The organism is Solemya pervernicosa gill symbiont (assembly GCF_002020875.1).
GTDB lineage: Bacteria > Pseudomonadota > Gammaproteobacteria.
In genome coordinates this window covers 1-20,236 of the sequence record NZ_MPRL01000056.1, presented here as the reverse complement: position 1 = coordinate 20,236, position 20,236 = coordinate 1, and the positions used below count along the sequence as shown (strand labels likewise).

Sequence of the window (20,236 nt, the reverse complement as noted above, 5' to 3'; positions counted from 1 at the left end):
ACGGCAAAACGCCCGCCAATTGGTAGCGAAAGGGAAAATTCGGATGGACAGAGACACAATCCTTATTGTCGACGATGAAGCCGCTAACCTGGCCGCACTGAATGGAACGCTCGAACCCTACTACCGAGTTCGTGCAGCCAACTCCGGATCGCGCGCGCTGCAGATCGCTCAGACCTCCCCCCGGCCGGACCTCATTCTGCTCGACATCCTGATGCCGGAGATGGATGGTCACAAGGTACTGTCCAAATTGCGTGCAGACGAAACCACCTCCGATATTCCGGTCATTTTCATAACCGCCATGGATGCCGACGAGGATGAAGAGAAGGGGATCACCATGGGGGCGGCCGACTACATCACCAAGCCGATCAATCCTGCCATTTTATTAGCTCGCGTTAGAAGCCAGCTCCTCGTCAAACAGGCCAAGGACTTTCTGGTCGATAAGAATAAATTCCTGGAAGCTGAAGTTGAACGCCGTATGGCGGAAAACCAGACCATTCAGAATGTCAGCATCAGAGCACTGGCCCACCTTGCCGAGATTAGGGATCCAGAGACCGGCGATCATATCCTGCGAACCCAATCCTACGTACAGCTGCTTGCGCAGCATCTTAGTGACCACCCACGCTTTAGGAATATCATCAACGACAATTTTATAAAACTGCTCACAGAATCGGCCCCCTCCACGATATTGGTAAGGTCGGAATCCCCGACCACATCCTTCTCAAACCTGGCAAACTCAGCGAGGATGAGTGGCTGATAATGAAAAAGCACGCCGAGTATGGCGCCCACGCTATCGACAGCGCCGAGCACGATGTCGAGCAGAGCGTAGAGTTCCTAACCCTCGCCAAGGAGATCGCACACTGGCACCACGAGCGCTGGGACGGTACTGGCTACCCCGATCGGCTCGCTGGCAACGAAATACCCATATCGGCAAGATTGATGGCACTGGCAGATGTATTTGATGCACTCATTTCAGAGCGCGTATACAAACCTGCGATGTCCTATGAGGATACAAGGGAGATCATCATTGACGGTAAGGGTAGTCAGTTTGATCCCGATGTTGTCGACGCCTTCCTCGAATGTTTCGACCAATTCACTGATATTGCAGAGCGACACAGTCTGCCTAAACAGCACGATGTAGAGATACGTTAGCGACATCCGCGGGCATTGAATCAACCAAAAGAGGAATAACACCTTGAAATCATCCACCGCCACCTTTCTTCGGATGAGGCCTTTGGCAAGAATACAGGTGCTATTCCACATCCTCTTTATTGCCCTGCAGCTCACCACGACGTCTATTCGTACAGAAACAGTCGACGCCATTCCCAAGGAGATTATTGCGGTACATCCTGCACATTTCCCCCCCCTACTACATAACAGGCAAGGATGGAAAACCGACTGGATTTGCCATTGAGGTAATGAACGAGGTGGCAACCAGGGCCGGCATAAAGATCACCTATCAACCGTCTGACTAGACTCAGGCCTTAAAAGAGTTTGAAAACGGCGATGCGCATATCATTCCAAACTTGGGAATTACGGACGAACGCAAAGCGTTCACACGCTTCAGTAATCCGACTGACAACTTCAATATATCGGTTTTCACCCACAAAACAAACACAACCATCCTCAATCATGAAGATCTAATCGGGCGTACCATTGGTGTCAGAAAAGACAATGTCGGCGAGACTGAGGCAAAAAAACTCAAGGGTGTCGATATCATTGTCTTCGAGACCTTCTCCGACATGCTTCAGGCTCTGCTCGACAAACGTATTGCAGCATTCATCTACCCTGAGAGCGTCACCTGGTACAACCTCGACCAGAGAGGTCTTAGAAAAATCATTCATGTTATCGGACAACCGTTAAAGACCATATCTCGGGCTATAGCGATCAATCAAAAACACCCCAGACTTTCTACCGTGATCGACATCGCCCTGAGGCAGTTACTCAACACGACTGAATTTGATGAATTGAACCAAAAATGGCTCTCACCGGACAAGAGCCCAACAGACCTCACTCAACAACTACTGACCCTCTTGGCCGCAACCGGTGCTTTTATCTTTATTGCGTGGTGGATCACAAATATCCACCAACGAAAGAAAAATAATCGCCATCCAATCGATAAAAGTCACACAGACATTATTGAAAGTAAAAAACACTTTGTACAGATTCTAGTGGTGATGACAATCGTCGCATTGAGTGTAATGTTAATCGTCATCACCATTCTCTACCACTCATCTTTCAAAGAGGTCGAGAGGCGCTTACTGGAATCGGCGTTCAGCCACGCTACACTGATCGACAGTATCGCCAGATCGAATATCGAACACCACTCTTTTGGTGACAGCGAACACACTCGCAGATTCCCCGATCCATTCACGCACACCATCGAGGAGGTAAAGGATGGGCTTGCACCACAACATGGCTCCTCGGAGATAACCCTGGCCAAACGTAGCGGCGACAACATCGAGTTCATCATCCGTCAGAAATCGTCCCGACGCTACGAACCCTTCCCCACCTCCTTCTCTTCACCGCTCGCCGAACCGATGCGCCAGGCGCTCTCAGGAAACACTGGCACACTGGTCGGTCTTGACTATCGAAATACCAAGGTAGTTGCCGCCTACCACCCGATACCCACCCACAACCTCGGAATCGTAGTCAAGATCGACATCAATGAAATCCGCGCGCCATTTATCTCTGCCGCAGTCATCTCAACTGTCGCCGCCTTCTTCCTTATCCTTGCTGGAGGGCTGATCACTCACAACATCAGCGGCAAAATCATCAACGAGATACAGAAGGGTCGCCGACGCTTTAAAAACATTTTCGACAACACCGAGGTCGCGATTTTCGATGAGGATCTATCCGAAATCTACCGAAGACTGGAAGATCTGAAAGAGAGAGGCATAACTGATCTTCGAACCCATTTGGCTGAAAACGAACAATTCACTTGGAACCTGGCTGCCTCCATACGCGTCCGCGACGCCAACAATGCCGCACTAAAGCTATTTGATGCCGACTCATTTAATGAGTTGAGTGACAACATCGACAAAACTTTCGGCCACAATGCTATCGGCATCTTCATCAATGAACTCTGCACCATATGGGACAGTGGAGATAAATTCAGAAGTGAGGCCAGCGTCAGGACACTCAAAGGAACAAACATCGACACCATCATCTCCTTTCAGATACCGAAGCACGGAGATGATCTGAGACGAATACCTGTCAGCATTATTGACGTAACAGAGAACAAACGCAATGAGATGGCGTTGCGCAGCAGTGAACACCACAGCCGTATGCTCTTCGAGGAGTCGAGCACCGGACTTGCACTCTGCAAAATGGACGGCTCACTGGTTGATGTAAACCCCGCCTACGCCAACATCATCGGTCGAGACGTCGAAGAGACTCTGAAGCTTAGCTACTGGGATATCACACCCGAAAGGTACGCGGAACAGGAGCGCAAGCAGCTCGAACAACTCAACACCAGCGGTCGATACGGCCCCTACGAAAAGGAGTATCTCCATAAGGACGGTTCATTGAGGAACGTACGCCTGCAGGGGCGCCTTCTCAATAGGGGTAATGAGCAGCTTATCTGGTCGAGTGTCGAGGATATAACCAAACAAAAGCGTGCCGAAGAGAAGATTCGCGCAAGTGAAGCCAAATTGAAGAATCTTGTCGACAACTTGAGCGCCGGAATTGTGGTGCATGCACCCGACACCTCCATCACGATGAGCAACAACCGTGCGAGTGAACTGCTCGGCCTCACTATCGAGCAGATGATGGGAAAAACTGACATCGACCCCGCCTGGCACTTTATCGACAAAGATCACCAACCACTGCCGCTTGAGAGCTATCCAGTCAATCTCGTCAAATCCAGCGATACCACCCTCAAGGACATGCTGGTCGGCGTCAACAAGCCGGGGCATGAGAAGACCGTTTGGGTACTGGTAAACGGCTTTCCTCAAACCGATGAGAATGGCGAGCTACAGGAGATCATTATCTCCTTTGTCGACATAACAGACCGAATCGAAGCAGAGGAGCGCATCCTTGTCCTTGCTCAGGCGGTCGAGCAGAGCCCGGAGAGCATCGCCATCACTAGTGTCGAAGCTGAAATTGAATATGTAAACGAGGCATTCTCCGTCGTTCGCTCACGCTCTCAACTACGAATAGGCAGACGGCGTCGACTATCGCGGACTAACCGCCTTCGCTTCGCTATCCATGGCGGTCAGCGTAAGCAACACCGGTTACCAGCGCGAAGATGTGATTGGGCAGAATCCACGCGTTCTTCACTCGGGTAAAACACCTACAGCGACCTATAAACAGATGTGGGAGACCCTGACGCAGGGCAATAGTTGGCAAGGTGAATTCTATAATCAGCGAAAAGATGGCAGCGTATATGTCGAATACGCAATCATCACGCCTATACGCCGTCCAGACGGATCAACCTCCCACTATGTGGCTGTCAAAGAGGATATCACCGAGAAGAAGCGTATCGCCAATGAACTCGACAGCTACCGCAACCATCTCGAAGAACTGGTGGAAACACGTACGATCGAGCTCGATGAGGCTAGAAATCACGCCGAAAACGCCAACCAGGCCAAGGGCACCTTCCTGGCCAACATGAGCCACGAGATCCGCACCCCGATGAACGCAATCATCGGTCTTACCCACCTTCTGCAGCGCTCTAACCCCACCAATCAGCAGATCGAAAGGCTGCAGAAAATTGATTCATCAGCTCAGCACCTCCTCTCGATCATCAATGACATACTCGATATTTCGAAAATAGATGCCGGTAAACTCTCACTTGAGTACACCGACTTCCATCTCGACGCGATATTCGACCATATCAAGTCGATGCTCAGGGAGACGGCCATGTCGAAAGGTATATCAATCGAAGTCGACAAGGACAGCGTACCTATATGGCTGAGAGGTGATCCAACAAGAATCCGCCAGGCACTACTCAACTATGCCAGCAACGCGATTAAGTTTACCAACCAGGGAACCATCTACCTCCGCTCGACCAGGCTCAGTGAAGATGACGAACAGGTAGTGGTTCGGTTTGAGGTTGAAGATACCGGTATCGGGATTGAACCATCTAAGGCCACCCACCTATTTGACGCCTTCGAACAGGCAGATCTCTCAACAACCCGCAAATATGGTGGTACTGGGCTGGGATTGGCTATTACTCAACGTCTTGCTGAAATGATGGATGGCGAGGTTGGCGTTACCAGTACACCGGGCGAGGGGAGCACATTCTGGTTCACGGCAACACTCCAACACGGACACCGAGGCGTGCCCAACAGCCAGGAACCGACAGATGAGAACGCTGAAGCGGATTTAATGAACCACCACGCAGGCTCACGCATCCTCCTTGTCGAGGATAACGAGATCAATCGAGAGGTCGCTTTCGAACTGCTGGCTGGCGTGAAGATAGACGTGGATATTGCCGAAAATGGCCGCATCGCCGTCAACAAGTGTAATCACAACAGATATGACTTAATCCTTATGGATGTACAGATGCCGGAGATGGACGGGCTCGATGCGACACGCATGATACGTTCCGGAAAACTCCAGGAAGGTGTGCCGATCCTTGCGATGACAGCCAACGTCTTCGAGAATGATCGCAATGCTTGCAAGGCCGCCGGCATGGACGATTTTGTCGCCAAACCGGTAGAACCGGATAAGCTCTTCGTCATGCTACGCAAATGGCTGCCTGAAAAGGAGCCATCCATAACTACCTCCTCAAATGAAAAAGCATCACAGCCAAACGCTGTGGACATTGCGCTAAAGCAAAGACTCGAGACTATTCCGGGCCTCAATCTCGAGACCGGAATGTCACATGTTAAAAGCGATCTGTCAGCATTCGCTCGATTACTTAACGGTTTTATCACCAATCATGGAAGCGACATTGAGAGACTAAACAGTGCGATTAATAGTGACAACCGAGATGAAGCGGTACAGATCGCACATGCAATAAAAGGTGCATCCGGCACACTGGGCCTGACTGAACTACAACAGCACTCATCCGATCTTGAGCGGCTGCTACGAGATAGTTCAGAGGAGCTTGATGCGAGCGAGGTAGAACGGCTTGTCGACACTGCAGGCAGCGCACTGGAAACACTAGCCTATGCAATCAATAACCTTCCAGATGCTCAACCACCTGTCAATGCAGAGAAAGTCGACGCAGATGAATTAAATCATTTACTCGTACAGCTCCGAACCCTTATCGCCCAGGATGATGCTCGGTCGATATCACTATTTAACGATGCGGAACCGGCTCTTACCGCGCTCTATGGAGAGAGAATCGACACCCTTCGGGGAGTCGCTATTTTTGCGGAAGCTTGTTTTGGGCGTCCAAGCCCTCTTCGTCGTTCGCTCGCGCTCTCAACTACGAATAGGCAGACGGCGTCGACTATCGCGGACTAACCGCCTTCGCTTCGCTATCCATGGCGGTCAGCGGAAGAAACAGATAGAAAACTTTGATTTCCAGCTTGCACTGGACTCTATGGAATTATTAGAATCGCCTCAGAAAAGCAATGAGGCACACCCACTCCCAGTAGAAGAGACACAGAAGGAAAGCTATCCAATCGACCCTACCGCACTATCGAAACTGTTTGGTAAGAAACAGATTAAACAGGCCGAATATCTGAAAAAATTCGCCCGTCATGGTGCGGAATCACTAAAAGAGATAGATGTCGCGTTCGCGGACAACGATAATAATCAGATCGCATTTATCGCTCACAAGTTAAAATCCTCAGCGGGGATGGTAGGCGCAACATCACTTGCCAGCACCTGTGAACAACTCGAAAAGATCGCTACAGAGGGTGACCAGAGCCGCATCAAGCCACTCATCTCACAACTCCATAGTCAATATGACGATGTTAAGACATATATCGATACGCTATGACAATACGGCTACTCTAAGACGTAACTTTGCGACAATGCTATTAATGGAACGGCCATGAAAGCTCACGAACGCAACAAGATCAATAACGATATTTTGATGGTCGGTGACACGCCTGATGAGCTTGCCCGACTACAGGAGCACCTTATTGCAGAGCATGGCACGGTATTAATGACAGATCAGCAGAGCGACGGGGTCAAGCTATTTATTGAGCACCGCCCATCAATTTTGATGCTCGCCTTCGAGGAGGTGGAAAAGGCCGAACACTTCTACCTTTCACTTTTCCGCCACGATTCTCATATACAGCAACACCCACATCAGACACTCCTACTGTGTAAAGCTTCGGACTCTGAAAAGGCGTACCAACTGTTCAAGAGCGGTTCGATCGATGACTATGTTGCCGATCGCCCACTGTACGATCCTCACCGCCTGCACATGTCAGTAAAGCAGTCACTCGAACGTCATCGAATCGACCACCACCGCCAACTCAACAGTCGTCTTGAGCAGCTATCGAGTGGCGTAGACCAATTCAACAATCTCACCCGGAAAATGGTCGAAACGGGAACCAGCCAGAGCCGTGATTCGCTACGCAAGTTCCACCTCTTTACCAACCGACTATCAGACGACATTAAGCAGCTCGAGAAGGAGATGCGTGGTCAGAGCCGAGGCGATTCAAGCCTCATCACATCACGCTTTGACGATCTGTTAATAACCAATCTCAACGAGGGCGGCACTGCTTTTGAAAAACTGCTCACCGATAACGAGCAGTGGTTCGATGAGTTCAACATGAGTTACACAGAAAATATCGCCGAGTTGCAGAAGATTCGTCCAACACCCAAACGAATCAAGGCACTGTTTATCGACGACGATGAACTCTACCTTGAACTGATAGCGGATATGCTCGACGACGAATTCACCGAGATCATTGCCACGAGTGACTGTTCACAGGCACTTGCAAATCTTCCGATCATCAATCCTGACATCGTTCTACTCGACTATAAGATGCCGATTATCGATGGCATCAAGGCGCTAAAAATCATCAAGTCCGATCACAAAACTGCCGCGATCCCCGTCATCATGTTGACTGGTGCCCACTCACGAGAGCTGGTCGAGCAGAGCCTGCACGCCGGTGCAGATGGCTTTATCGTCAAACCGGGCGATCGTAATCTCATCCTTGAAAAAATACACAGCATCATCAGCGAGCGTACTTGATACTTCACACCCATGAGTATTGCCAAACAGTATTCACTGTTTACTCGCTACGCCTTTTCCAGCTGACTAAATTACCGATATCTCGATCGACACTAAACACATCCTTGGTACCGACTCGAACCTGCCGCTGCAGCGCACTACACGGCCTGCTGTCTTCACAAAAAAATGGCATTTTTCGGCCGATTTTATCTGTGAGGCGACACTCTACGCGGTAGTTACCCGCGTTCTGATAACTGGCAAATTTAGTAAAGACTGAAAACAGCACATCGGCAGTGATCTATACCCACAGCTAGTCGAGTAGACCAACACTCTTGATCCGTGCATAGAGCTGTGTACCGAGCTTCACGTCGAGCTTGTCGCGTGACTTGCGGGTAATGCGTGCCAGCAGCGGTTGATTGCCCACATTCTCCGGGCAGCAGAGCTTTGCCATCACCTGACCGTGGCCGGCATCGGCCACCTCGATAACAACGGCCTCCCAGATGTTAAGGATGCTGCTGCGCTCCTCATGATCGAGGCTAAGGCTGACATCCTTGGCGGGTATGTTGACTCGCACCTTCTCACCGACTGCCTTGTCGCAGCGACGCACCTGCAGCTTGCCGAAGCGGCTCTCAAGGATGGTGAGCTGGTACTCCTCGTCATGGCCAACCACCTCGGTCTCGAGCACCGCTGAGGCCTCATCCTCGTGGGAGATGGCCAGCTCCAGGTTGCTCATCATCTGCTGCAGCGAACCGCTCGCCTTCACCCGCCCCTGCTCCAGCCAGACCATGTGGTCGGCAAGGCGCGAAACCTCTTTGACCGAGTGGCTGACGTAGAGCACCGGGATCGCCAGCTCGTCATGCAACCGCTCCAGATAGGGGAGGATGTCGTGCTTGCTGCGCTCATCGAGTGCCGAGAGCGGTTCGTCCATCATCAGCAGTCGTGGACTGGTAAGTAGGGCACGTCCTATGGCAACACGTTGACGCTCACCACCAGAGAGGTGCTGCGGCATACGTTTAAGCAGATGCTCAATACCGAGCCACTCGACCACCTGGCTCATCTCGATCTGACGTGCAGCCCTGGGGATGCGCTTTAGACCGAAGGCGAGGTTCTGCCTGACATTGAGATGTGAGAAGAGACTCGCCTCCTGAAAGACGTAACCGATCGGGCGCTGGTGTACCGGCATGAAGTGGGCCTCACTCTGCCACACCTCACCATTGACGCTGAGGCTGCCCGACGCCTGCTCCAGGCCTGCAATGGCACGCAGCAGTGTTGTCTTGCCTGAACCGGAGTCACCGAATAGCGCAATGACGCCCTGCCCCGGTAGTGTCAGCTCAACATTCAGAGTGAATTCACCGAGCTGCATATCAAATTGTGCTTCGATCTCACTCATCCAGCTTCACCGCGAGAGACTCGCCCGTTCAGCAGGTAGAGCGCCAGCAATACTGTGAATGCAAAGCCGATCATACCGGCAGAGAGAAGATGTGCCTGACCATATTCAAGTGTTTCAACGTGGTCGTAGATGGCGACCGAGAGCACCTTGGTCTCACCTGGGATGTTGCCACCAATCATCAGCACCACGCCAAACTCTCCGACGGTGTGTGCAAAACCGAGCACCATTGCGGTGAGGAAACCGGGCCGAGCCAAGGGTACGGCGACGTTGAAAAAACGGTCTGATTTTGATGCGCGCAGTGTGGCGGCCACCTCCAGCGGACGTTTTCCCAACGCCTCAAAGGCGTTCTGTAGTGGCTGTACGACGAAGGGAAGCGAATAGAGCACCGATGCGAAGACCAGACCGCTAAAGGTAAAGGGAAGCGTGCCGATGCCGAGCGCCTGGGTGAGCTGTCCTCCGGGGCCATTGGGGCCGAGGAAGACCAGAAGATAGAAGCCGAGCACCGTGGGTGGCAACACCAGCGGTAGTGCGACTACAGCGCTGATGGCGTGTTTAAAGCGCGACTCTGTTTGCGACAGCCACCAGGCGATCGGGGTGCCGATCATTAGCAGGAAAATTGTGGTGACACTCGCCAGTTTCAGCGTCAGCCAGACCGGTTGCCAATCAAACGACATTAAACATCCTCATAAAGATATCGTTATTCGCGAAGCTAACAATGGCGGCAGATTACAGAGCACCAGGCCTGCATTCACTCCACGCCATACCCGTAGGAGGATATTACCTTGCGTGCCGCTACACTTCTCAAAAAATCTACGAATGCGATTGCCGCTGGATTATCCCTGCCCTTGCTCAACAGTACTGCCTGCTGCTCTATCGGTGAGTAGTACTTCTGGGGAATGGTCCAAAGTGTGCCTCTTTCACGCCACCCCTTCACCTGTGAAAGCGCAACAAAACCGGCATCAACATTTCCGGTTGCGGTGAACTGGAAGGTCTGTGCAATGGATTCACCACGCACCAGTTTTGGTTCCACCTCACTCCAGAGCGACAGATGCTCAAGAACCTGTTTTGCTGCATGACCGTAAGGGGCTGTTTTTGGATTACCGATCGCGACACGCTTAAAGCTTGCCGAGCGTAGATAGGACTCTCCCTCATTGAACTGGCCCGAAGTGGAACTCCAGAAGACCAACCTGCCCACCGCATAGGTAAAGCGTGTCCCCTCAACGGCCAGCCCTGACGCCTCTGTACGCCACGCCCTCTCGCTATCGGCAGCGAGAAAGACACCGAAGGGAGCGCCATTTCCAATCTGAGCGTATAGCTTGCCGGTAGAGCCAAAGCTGATGCTTGCTGTATGTCCAGTCGTCTGCTTAAACAGCGGTACAAGCTCTCGTGCTACGTCGGTGAAGTTAGCGGCGACCGCCACCTTAACCTCAGCCGCCTGCACGATCGGCTCGATTAGCAACATACCCAGCAGCAGCGCGTACCGATAACAAGAATTGTATTGCTTCATTACGTCACTCTATCAAGATCAGACCGATCGGTAACAGCCGTTTGCTACAACAAAATGCTCGCGAAACCCCTGCGCCCCTTATCCTGCGCCATACCCGGTTCAAACATTTTCTACTTGATTCGAAACTGGGGGCTATTCAACCACCTCTGTGCATGACAACCGAGACATCGACGCCATTTCAGAACAGCGATCCATTCCCACAAAAAAACCTAGACTCAACCCACTATTGCAAATGAGAACGATTCGCAATAGTATCTATTTCAAGATAACTACTGTCGAAATTGAGGAAACGAAGATGTTGAACCTGAAACAGCTGATCGCCGCGCTCGCCACCACCGCTGCCGTGGCACTCCCCCTGACCGCCGCTGCCAGCGGCGAGGTTAACCTCTACTCGGCACGTAAAGAGGCTCTGATCAAACCGCTGCTCGATCGCTTCACCAGTGAAACAGGTATTACGGTCAATCTGGTCACCGGTAAGGCCGATGCGCTGCTCAAACGCCTCAAGAGCGAGGGTCGCAACACCCCCGCAGACGTGCTGCTGACCACCGATGCCGGACGTCTGCACCGCGCCAAGAGCGCTGGTGTCACCCGTAGCTTCGATTCGGCAACGCTCGAGAAGCTGGTCCCTGCCAGCTATCGCGATCCCGAGGGCCACTGGTATGGCCTCTCACTACGCTCGCGTCCAATCCTCTACGTAAAGGGCAAGGTCGATCCTGCAGAACTTTCAAGTTATGAGGCGCTGGCTGATCCGAAGTGGAAGAAGCGAATCTGTATCCGCTCCTCAAGCAATATCTACAACCAGTCACTGGTCGCCTCATTGATCGCCAGTAACGGCGAAGCAGAGACTGAGACCTGGGCCAAGGGGATGGCGGCCAATCTCGCCCGCACCCCCAAGGGTGGTGATCGCGATCAAATCAAGGCAGCGGCTGCCGGGCAGTGTGATATCGCCGTGGCTAACACCTATTATCTGGCCGGTATGCTCACCTCCAAAGATGAGGCGCAGCGCGCTGCCGCAGGGAAGATGGGGCTCTTCTGGCCCAATCAGGATGGACGTGGCACCCATGTGAATATCTCCGGTGCCGCAATCACCTCGGCGAGCAAGAACAGTGCTAATGCGGTCAAACTGATCGAGTTTCTTGCCAGTGATGCCTCGCAGCAGTGGTATGCAGAGAAGAATGGCGAGTACCCTGTGCGTGATAACATCGCCACCAGCTCGGTTCTTGAATCATGGGGCCACTTCAAGGCCGACACGCTCAACCTGAGTCAGCTCGGAAATCTCAACCCCAACGCCGTGATGCTGATGGATCGCGCAGGCTGGAAGTAACCGTAATACAAACAGGATGTAGGCATGGCCCGATAGCGCTGACGGAGCGCTATCGGGCATCTTTATTTAGATGATTAGATTTAACTACTGGAGTACGAGCGTAACCGGCACCGCCCTGATTCTGGCGCTGCCGGTTTTTGTCATTGTGGCAAACCTGTTTGTGCCCGCTGGTGCGGTATGGGATCACCTGGTTGAGACGGTACTGCGCGACTATGTGGTCAATTCGCTGCTGCTGATGGTAGGGGTAACACTCGGCACATTGGTAATGGGGGTTGGCACCGCATGGCTGGTCACGATGACCGAGTTCCCAGGTCGTCGTCTGTTCGAGTGGGCGCTACTACTGCCGATGGCGATCCCCGCCTATATCATCGCCTACACCTACACCGGCATGTTCGACTTCGCCGGTCCGCTACAGGGTGCACTACGCGAGCTGACTGGTTGGGGTTATGGCGACTACTGGTTCCCCGAGATACGCTCCATTGAGGGGGCAGCGATCATGCTGGCACTGGTGCTCTACCCCTACGTCTACCTGCTGACTCGCACCGCCTTCATCGAGCAGTCACTCTGTGTGACAGAGGTGAGTCGTAGCCTGGGCAAGGGACCGTGGCGCACCTTCTACAGCGTCGCCCTGCCGCTGGCCCGCCCCTCGATCGTCGCCGGTCTCTCACTGGTGTTGATGGAGACGTTGGCCGACTACGGCACAGTGCAATACTTCGGTGTTTCCACCTTCACCACCGGCATATTCCGTACCTGGTATGGACTCGATAATGCCGCTGCGGCGGCGCAGCTCTCGGCGATCCTACTGCTGTTTGTCTTTGTGCTACTGAGCCTGGAGCGAATCTCACGCAAACAGGCGCGCTATCACCACACTGGGCACAAACAGCAGCCAATCAAACGCTACCCACTGCACGGCTGGCGATCTCTTTTTGCCCTGTTCTTCTGCCTCGGGCCACTGTTGTTTGGTTTCCTCCTACCGGCTGGACAGCTCGGTTTCTGGGCCGTGGCAACCTTTGAGGATAGTGTCGATGGGCGCTTTGCCGAGCTGGTGTTGCACAGCGTCGGGCTCGCTGCAGCCGCCGCCGTGCTGGCACTCTTTCTGGCACTACTGCTCGGTTACGGTCGCCGCCTACGCCCAACCCGACCGGTACGCTTTGCGGTGCGCAGTGCCGGGCTGGGTTACGCGGTGCCGGGCACTGTTATTGCGGTCGGCGTGGTGATCCCCTTTGGCTGGTTCGACAATGCCCTCGATAGCTGGATGCGAGCCGAGTTTGATATCTCCACCGGACTGCTGCTGAGCGGCACCGTGGCGGCACTGCTATTTGCCTACATGGTGCGCTTTCTCGCCGTCTCTCTGAATGCGGTCGAGACCGGGCTGCAGCGCATCACCCCCTCTATGGATGAGGCGGCGCAGTCGATGGGCCTTCGTCCATTGGCGATCCTCGGCAGGGTCCATATTCCGATCCTCAAGGGGAGTCTGCTCACCGCCCTGCTGCTGGTGTTTGTAGATGTGCTTAAAGAACTGCCAGCGACGCTGATCTTACGTCCGTTTAACTTCAACACCCTGGCGGTGCGTGCCTACGAGCTGGCCGCCGATGAGCGCCTCGCAGACGCCTCTGCCGCTGCGCTTGCAATCGTCGTCGCCGGAATCGTTCCCGTAATTCTTCTCAGCCGTTCCATCTCAAGGGCCAGAGACCATGATGCAACTTGATGTAAGAGACGCTGCCGTCGCCTACGGCAATAAAACCGTTATCGAAGGGGTGTCGTTCTCACTCGCCTCCGGTGAGATCGGCTGTCTGCTCGGGCCAAGCGGCTGCGGCAAGACCTCCCTGCTGCGCGCCATTGCAGGGTTTGAACCGCTCTCCAGCGGTGAGATCGATCTGCATGGGCGCAGCGTCTCGGCCGTCGGCCAAACGCTATCACCCGAGCAGCGCCGCATCGGCATGGTGTTCCAGGAGTTCGCCCTCTTCCCCCATCTGAGTGTGGCGAAAAATGTCGGCTTCGGTCTTGAACATATGAACGGTGCAGAACGCAGCGCACGAGTCGAAGAGCTATTGTCATTAGTGGGCATGTCACATCTGGCGAACGTGCATCCACACCAGCTCTCCGGCGGACAGCAGCAACGCATCGCACTGATCCGAGCGATGGCGCCACGTCCAGAGATCTTGCTGATGGATGAGCCCTTCTCCAGCCTCGATACCGAACTGCGGGAACAGTTGGCACGTGAGGTGCGCAATCTGCTCAAGCGCGACAACATCACCGCCATTCTGGTGACTCACGATCAGATGGAGGCGTTTGCGATGGCCGACTCCATCGGTGTGGTGGGTGAGGGTCGACTGCACCAGTGGGCCAACGGTTACACCACTTACCACAACCCGAGCAACCGCTTTGTTGCCGGCTTCATCGGCCAGGGCGTCATGCTACCGGGTCAGATTGTTGATGGGGGACGGGTACAGACCGAAATCGGGATTATCGGTGAAGCGGTCCCGACCTCTTGCCAGATTGGAGCCGATGTGGAACTGCTACTGCGCCCCGACGATGTGATTCATGATGATGAGAGCAAACTGCAGCTAGAGGTGAAGGGTAAGGATTTTCGCGGCGCCGAGTATCTCTATACCCTGCTACTGCCGAGCGGTCAGGAGATTCTCTGTATGGTGCAGAGCCACCACAATCACAATGTTGGAGAATCGATCGGGATCCGGTTGGACGTCGAGGATGTGGCACTCTTCCCTGCGCGCTGACCTACTCGCAGTTGATCTCTCGCAGTGCGTGCTGCTCGTAGACCAATGAGACGATCTTCCATCCTCGAGCATCACCGATCAGTGTTAACACATCGACACCTTCACGCACCTCATGGTCGACAGTGAAACGGTAGTTAGCAAATATCACCGCAATATTCCCACTACGCTCAATGCGGGTGTTAAACCACAGCTCTTCGAACCGGCTATTCTCTTCGCCATACTCCTCCTGCTCCGGTAGCGCGGCATCGATCGGTTCGACCCACGCCTCGGTACCTGCTTCACTACGTGCCATCACAGCCTTGTCGGCAAAGAGTTGTCGCCACTCGGTAAAACGTTTCTCGCTGAAGAGCCTGGGGTAGAGATCAACCAACAACTCTGGGCTTTGAAAAAAACCTTCGGGATGATCAACGCCACTCAGACCGGCTTTGAGCCTGTTCTTAGCCGCGTTATCCATTATTAACCTTTTACAAACTCGATCATCTTCTGTTGCATACAGCGCATATATTCAGCAATGACCGGATAGGCATCGATCCAGCTATCGCCGGTCGTTGTAGTCTTGTTGGCATCGATCACATAGGCCTTGTCATCGACCATGAAGTAGTCAATCGAACCGTAATCGAGGTGGAGCATCTCCCTCACATTCCTCACTTCGTCGGGAACACGACCCTCAGCCTCATCCACCTCCACAACCTTATCAGGGTTACAGAGTAGTGATTCAAAAGTGGAGCGTGTGGTGAATTCGTAATCGTAGAAGAAGTTGTAGCGGTGTTTCTCAATCGGTAGTTCAAGTGAGCCTGGCAGGAAGCGCTCTACGATCTGCTCTGGGTTCGTCCAGACAGAATCAGGAACAGCAGCAAGTGTTTCGTGGACTTCATAGTGGGGGCAGCGTAGCTGTTTATAGTGCGGTTTGATCAGCTTGTTAAACAGATGTCCCACACGCGCTGACAGGTTTCGGCGTCGCTGATAGTTAAACTCTGGCACACCGCGATGGTTGTAGATCGACTTGCTGATCACCGGTCCAGCATAGTCTGAACCACGCTCCAGCATCGCGCGTGAGTAGCGTCTGCGGTCGATGCTAACCGCCTGACCGTTGATGACCTGTGGATAGAGCTTATCGATCTGATGAAACCGTTGTGGTAGCTCGGTGAGATCGATATGGACAAAGGCACGTGGCGCAAGATCACGACCATCGACGCTCTCTCGGAAACGGTAGCTCAATCCTGAGTCATCCAATCCCTTCAATAGCCGTGACAAGACATAGTGGTCGGAATCAGCGACCGTCTCTATACGATCGACGTAGATATCGAGATTTTCTGGCATGAATACTCCCCGAATATGGCGCACGACACGCGGTTGCGCGCAGCTGACCATATTAACATGTGGGGAGAGCTCTCTTTTGGACGGTGTTAGCCGAGCTTCTCGGCGTAGAAGGTCTTATAGGTCCAGATGCCGCGTTTGAGGCTCTTGTACTGATTGTAGGCAGCGACGACGTTTCCCATTTCGACACGGCCACGACGCCCTCTCAGCCATCCGTAGATGTTGACGAAAAAGGCGAGGTAGGAGTAGAGGTGCAGGCGACGTGACGAGGTCATTACCATCGGCGTCACATCGTCTTCACGAATGTTAGAGAAGGAGTGCGATTCAATGCCATCTCTGAAGCGTGCGTCGGTCTCAAGATTGTGCACCTCCCAGCCAAGATAGCTTTTTGAGAGTAGGCGCTCCTCTTTGGGTGATAGCGGTGAGGCACGCTGGAAGCCGTCGGCCACGATTAAACGGCCACCCGGCTTGAGCAGACGGTGTGCCTCTTTGATGAAATCGTTTTTGTCCTGGGCGTAACAGACACTCTCGACGGCCCAGATAACGTCAAAGGACTCATCCTTAAAAGGGGTCTTTGTGTAGTCAGCGATCTGGAAATTGGTTTTATCGGAGACACCGTGGCGATCGGCAAAGTGCTCAGCACTCTCTACCTGTTTACCGCTGAGGGTAATGCCGGTGACGTGACAGCCGTAGTTCTTGGCCAGATGGATTGAACTACCACCGACACCACAGCCTGCATCGAGTACGCGGTCGTTAGGGGTGATATTGGCTTGCTGCGCAAGGATATCGTTTTCACGAATCAGGGCTTCGCTGATGCGCTTGGTATCCTCATCCCAGAAACCCATATGCATCGCCATGCAGCGATCGAGGTGCCACACGAGTCGGTAGTCCTTGTCACAGGTATCGTAGTATTCGACGATCTTATCTTTATTCATTTCAAACCTTGGGAGCTCATCCATGCAGCAGTTTCTGCCGGGGCACGGCCAGTAAATATGGGCGCAGAATCCCGAAACGTCAATGACACTCATGTCATCTCTATTTGTTAGGTGGCTATTCTACTGCCTTTCGACCGTACTGAAACGGTAATTGATCCCAAATTCAACCAGACCCGCCGTCAGCTCTCCCTCCGGCGCCCAGATCAGACCACCGTTAAGGGCCACTCCCATATTCGGTGTGAGTAGATACTCGATACCTGCCATCGGCTGGACGATATAACCACCACCGACCGGCAGACCGCCACCACCGGCGGCCCCCACTGTCAGCTCGGCATTCCACTGCAAGCGGCTGTGGCGCCAGAAGGGGCGAGTAACGCCCGCACCGAGCAGGCCAACGGCATAACCACCGGCACCGCCAGCGTAGGCGGAGATCGCCTGACCGGTCAGGTAGACGTGCCTATTCAGCATGTAGTCGAACTTGGCACCGATCAGATCAACGCGACGATCATCAACGGCCCCACCCTTGCGTCGCATTCCCTCCTCAGGCAGGTAGCTCTGGTGCATAAACCGCACGCGCATAAATTGAGGTGCATACTCGTCACGCGCCACTAGCGTGCCGCCAGCTGGCGTGATATCGGGTGCATCGAAGGAGTAGCCGAGCTGCAGGGCAGAGGTTAGCGCCTCGAAATCACCGTCTGGCGCAATTAGATAACCAGCCCGGGCACCGATGGAGATTCCGCTCTGAAACTGGTGCTCAAAACCGAGATAGCTATCGGCAATAATTCCGCCACCGGTTTCCACATCGCCGCCACCTGCCGCGCCGAAACCGACAGCCAATTTCAGACGGGTCCGATCAGCCAGTGAGATGCCATAGCCACCACCGAAGAGGATTTCAGCAAATCCGTCACTGGTACCCCCCGCCGCACCGGATGATTCAAGTCGGTAGAAGAATCCACTGTCGTAATCACGGTTCCACTCAAAACCGACCACCGCGTGCCCATCCTCTTTCAAGCTGCCGGCCGCACCTACGGTTCCCTCTGGTGGTTGGTAATACTTGAGAGTTGCCAGGAATCTGCGCGAGTGTGGAGCGAGCCGCCGTTCGCTATCAAGATTTCGGAATGCCCAGAAGAAGCGATCCTCATCAAGCCACCCTTTGCCGAGTAGCAGAGAGGTTGGCTGAGAGAGAGAGAGAGCAAACTGGCTGCTTTCGATATCGCCGTTGGGAAACTGAACTACTGAATATTGCAGCCCGACACTCCCGATACCGCTATTGAGACTGATGCCAAGGTGGGGGCGTATCATCAGACCACCACCCTGTGGGGCAGAACCGCCACCACCACCAACAAACAGACCACCATCGAGAGAGATCAAGCGCTCAGGATCGCTCTGAAGCCCGGCCGTCAGCCCCCCCGTGAAGAAACCGCCGCGCTCGCCTGTCGCCGCGCCGTATGCGGAACCACCGACATAGAACCAGGGCTCTGGTCTAAACAGATAGCTGATGCCAGCGAGCCCCATCTGCTCACTTTCAGGCAGCTCCAGCTCCTCAAGAGTCAGTACGACGCTGGTGTCACGGAACGTGAGATCAGCAGAGCCGGCCGCCTCTATCTGGCAGTTCATTAGTAGCAGCGGGAGTAGTGTGAGTAACGATCTGATTCTCATGGTGGTGAGTATTGAAACCCATCTGGCGGAGTTGCACCAGCCCGTTAATCAAGCGTTGTTCAAGTCAACCATCGCTCTTGATTGCGCGCATCAGCTTCCACGCATGGCGCAAGGCAAAGAGATAGGCAAGCATCAATAGTAGAAATGCATAGAACATCACATACTCGGCCACCCCCATAATCTGGCTGACAATCCCGATACTGCCCAGCAGCAGATTAATCAGCAGCAGTGTCGTGACCGTTTTTCTACTCGAATAGCCTGTCAGTAGAAATACGTGGTGCAGATGTTCACGATCTGGCGCGAAGAGCGAACGCCCTTTGAGTTTGCGTCGAATCATGATCGCTGCCATGTCCATGATCGGGTAGGCAAGGATCCAGAGCGCAGTTACAGGGCGCAGCTCGCTCCCCTCCCCCTGCGAGAGCGATAGCATGAACCAGACGACGAGAAAACCGAGCAGGGTGCTACCTGAGTCACCCATGAATATCTTGCTCTGGTTGCTGAAGCGCGAGGGGAAGTTATAGATCAGAAAACCTGCAACCACCCCGATCAACACCATCAATACTGTCAAGTCACTAGTACGTCCCGAGAGGGCGGCGACCAACGCGAGGAAGGCCACTGCGATCAGAACAATGCCGCCTGCAAGACCATCGATACCGTCCGACATGTTTACGGCGTTGATAACTCCGACCACCGCCAGCACGGTGAAGGGGATCGCCCATGCGTCCATCTCGATACTACCCAGACCCAGCAGATTTCCCAGTGAGGCCGACACCACCCCATCGAGTGTCACCATCAGCAGGGCGACGCTGATCTGGATGACCATTCGCGCAGTGGCCGAGAGCTCATGGATGTCATCAAGCACACCGACGAAAATCAGCAACAGCCCTCCACCGATCAGAACCCGATATCCGTCTAACGGAACACCACTCAGTATCAGCACCGCAAGGAATGTGACCCCCATCGCCACCCCACCCAGCAGCGGCACCTCACCACTGTGGTGCTTTCGCTGAGAGGGAAGATCGACGAGCCCTACCTTGATGGCCATCGGTCGCAGATAGCTTGCTAAAAAGAGCGTCAGTATGAATGAGATGATGAGTAGTATGATGTTTTCTTGCACGGTTCTATCTAAGCGCTCTTGATCGTGATTCGTTCCACTGCTGGACTATCTTCTAACCGATATATCAATTTCGGGGAGTCGCTATTTTTGCGGAAGCTTGTTTTGGGCGTCCAAGCCCAAGCAAGCGGCAAATACTTAACGCGACCGTTTATGCCTACGGCGCCCC

15 protein-coding genes and 2 pseudogenes are annotated in these 20,236 nt (G+C 53.6%); 9 read left to right on the top strand and 8 right to left on the bottom strand.

Going from position 1 to position 20,236, the window contains the following annotated elements; genetic code table 11:
- Positions 1–43 precede the first annotated feature (43 nt).
- From BOW52_RS12390 to BOW52_RS12365, 6 genes and pseudogenes are all read left to right on the top strand, one after another.
- Positions 44–1,149: pseudogene (locus BOW52_RS12390) on the top strand (HD-GYP domain-containing protein).
- Between the two features lie 119 nt (positions 1,150–1,268).
- Positions 1,269–1,973: pseudogene (locus tag BOW52_RS17445) on the top strand (transporter substrate-binding domain-containing protein); the annotation flags it as partial.
- A 201-nt stretch (positions 1,974–2,174) separates the two neighbouring features.
- Positions 2,175–4,286 carry a PAS domain-containing protein gene (locus tag BOW52_RS17905; protein WP_330359765.1) on the top strand — a complete coding sequence of 704 codons (2,112 nt, stop codon included), beginning with the start codon at positions 2,175–2,177 and terminating at the stop codon, positions 4,284–4,286.
- Positions 4,207–6,414: a PAS domain-containing hybrid sensor histidine kinase/response regulator gene (locus tag BOW52_RS12375; protein ID WP_078484392.1), complete on the top strand. Its 2,208-nt coding sequence runs from the start codon at positions 4,207–4,209 to the stop codon at positions 6,412–6,414. The genes BOW52_RS17905 and BOW52_RS12375 overlap by 80 nt, the downstream gene beginning before the upstream one ends.
- Before the next feature lie 79 nt (positions 6,415–6,493).
- A complete protein-coding gene (locus tag BOW52_RS17095; protein ID WP_172840333.1) occupies positions 6,494–6,895 on the top strand; it encodes an Hpt domain-containing protein in 402 nt (133 codons plus the stop codon).
- A gap of 54 nt (positions 6,896–6,949) precedes the next feature.
- Entirely contained in the window at positions 6,950–8,104 is a 1,155-nt protein-coding gene (locus BOW52_RS12365) for a response regulator (RefSeq protein WP_078484390.1), read from the top strand.
- A gap of 289 nt (positions 8,105–8,393) precedes the next feature.
- Here BOW52_RS12365 and modC read toward each other — a convergent pair whose 3' ends face one another.
- The 3 genes from modC to modA form a co-directional block, all read right to left on the bottom strand.
- Positions 8,394–9,473: a molybdenum ABC transporter ATP-binding protein gene (gene modC, locus BOW52_RS12360; RefSeq protein WP_078484389.1), complete on the bottom strand. Its 1,080-nt coding sequence runs from the start codon at positions 9,471–9,473 to the stop codon at positions 8,394–8,396.
- Positions 9,470–10,147 (bottom strand): molybdate ABC transporter permease subunit, encoded by a 678-nt coding sequence (gene modB / locus BOW52_RS12355; RefSeq protein ID WP_078484388.1) that lies wholly within the window; start codon positions 10,145–10,147, stop codon positions 9,470–9,472. The genes modC and modB overlap by 4 nt, the downstream gene beginning before the upstream one ends.
- A 74-nt stretch (positions 10,148–10,221) precedes the next feature.
- Positions 10,222–10,980 (bottom strand): molybdate ABC transporter substrate-binding protein, encoded by a 759-nt coding sequence (gene modA, locus BOW52_RS12350; protein WP_078484387.1) that lies wholly within the window; start codon positions 10,978–10,980, stop codon positions 10,222–10,224.
- 295 nt (positions 10,981–11,275) lie between these two features.
- Here modA and BOW52_RS12345 point away from each other — a divergent pair, with 295 nt between their 5' ends.
- The 3 genes from BOW52_RS12345 to BOW52_RS12335 all read left to right on the top strand — a co-directional run bounded on the left by BOW52_RS12345 (position 11,276) and on the right by BOW52_RS12335 (position 15,042).
- Positions 11,276–12,304, top strand: coding sequence for a Fe(3+) ABC transporter substrate-binding protein (locus BOW52_RS12345; RefSeq protein WP_078484386.1), 1,029 nt, complete (start codon positions 11,276–11,278; stop codon positions 12,302–12,304).
- 70 nt (positions 12,305–12,374) lie between these two features.
- On the top strand, positions 12,375–14,012 hold the full coding sequence (locus BOW52_RS12340; RefSeq protein WP_078484385.1) for an ABC transporter permease: 1,638 nt from the start codon (positions 12,375–12,377) through the stop codon (positions 14,010–14,012).
- A complete protein-coding gene (locus BOW52_RS12335; RefSeq protein WP_172840332.1) occupies positions 13,999–15,042 on the top strand; it encodes an ABC transporter ATP-binding protein in 1,044 nt (347 codons plus the stop codon). The genes BOW52_RS12340 and BOW52_RS12335 overlap by 14 nt, the downstream gene beginning before the upstream one ends.
- A gap of 1 nt (position 15,043) precedes the next feature.
- Here the strand turns inward: BOW52_RS12335 and BOW52_RS12330 are convergent, their stop codons facing one another.
- The 5 genes from BOW52_RS12330 to BOW52_RS12310 form a co-directional block, all read right to left on the bottom strand.
- Entirely contained in the window at positions 15,044–15,496 is a 453-nt protein-coding gene (locus BOW52_RS12330) for a hypothetical protein (RefSeq protein WP_078484384.1), read from the bottom strand.
- Between the two features lie 2 nt (positions 15,497–15,498).
- Positions 15,499–16,362 (bottom strand): hypothetical protein, encoded by an 864-nt coding sequence (locus BOW52_RS12325; protein ID WP_135622349.1) that lies wholly within the window; start codon positions 16,360–16,362, stop codon positions 15,499–15,501.
- Positions 16,363–16,448: 86 nt separating this feature from the next.
- Positions 16,449–17,294, bottom strand: coding sequence for an SAM-dependent methyltransferase (locus tag BOW52_RS12320; RefSeq protein ID WP_172840331.1), 846 nt, complete (start codon positions 17,292–17,294; stop codon positions 16,449–16,451).
- Between the two features lie 120 nt (positions 17,295–17,414).
- Complete coding sequence (locus BOW52_RS12315; protein WP_135622347.1) at positions 17,415–18,953, bottom strand: hypothetical protein; 1,539 nt, start codon at positions 18,951–18,953, stop codon at positions 17,415–17,417.
- A 64-nt stretch (positions 18,954–19,017) separates the two neighbouring features.
- A complete protein-coding gene (locus tag BOW52_RS12310; RefSeq protein ID WP_078484380.1) occupies positions 19,018–20,070 on the bottom strand; it encodes a hypothetical protein in 1,053 nt (350 codons plus the stop codon).
- Positions 20,071–20,236 lie beyond the last annotated feature (166 nt).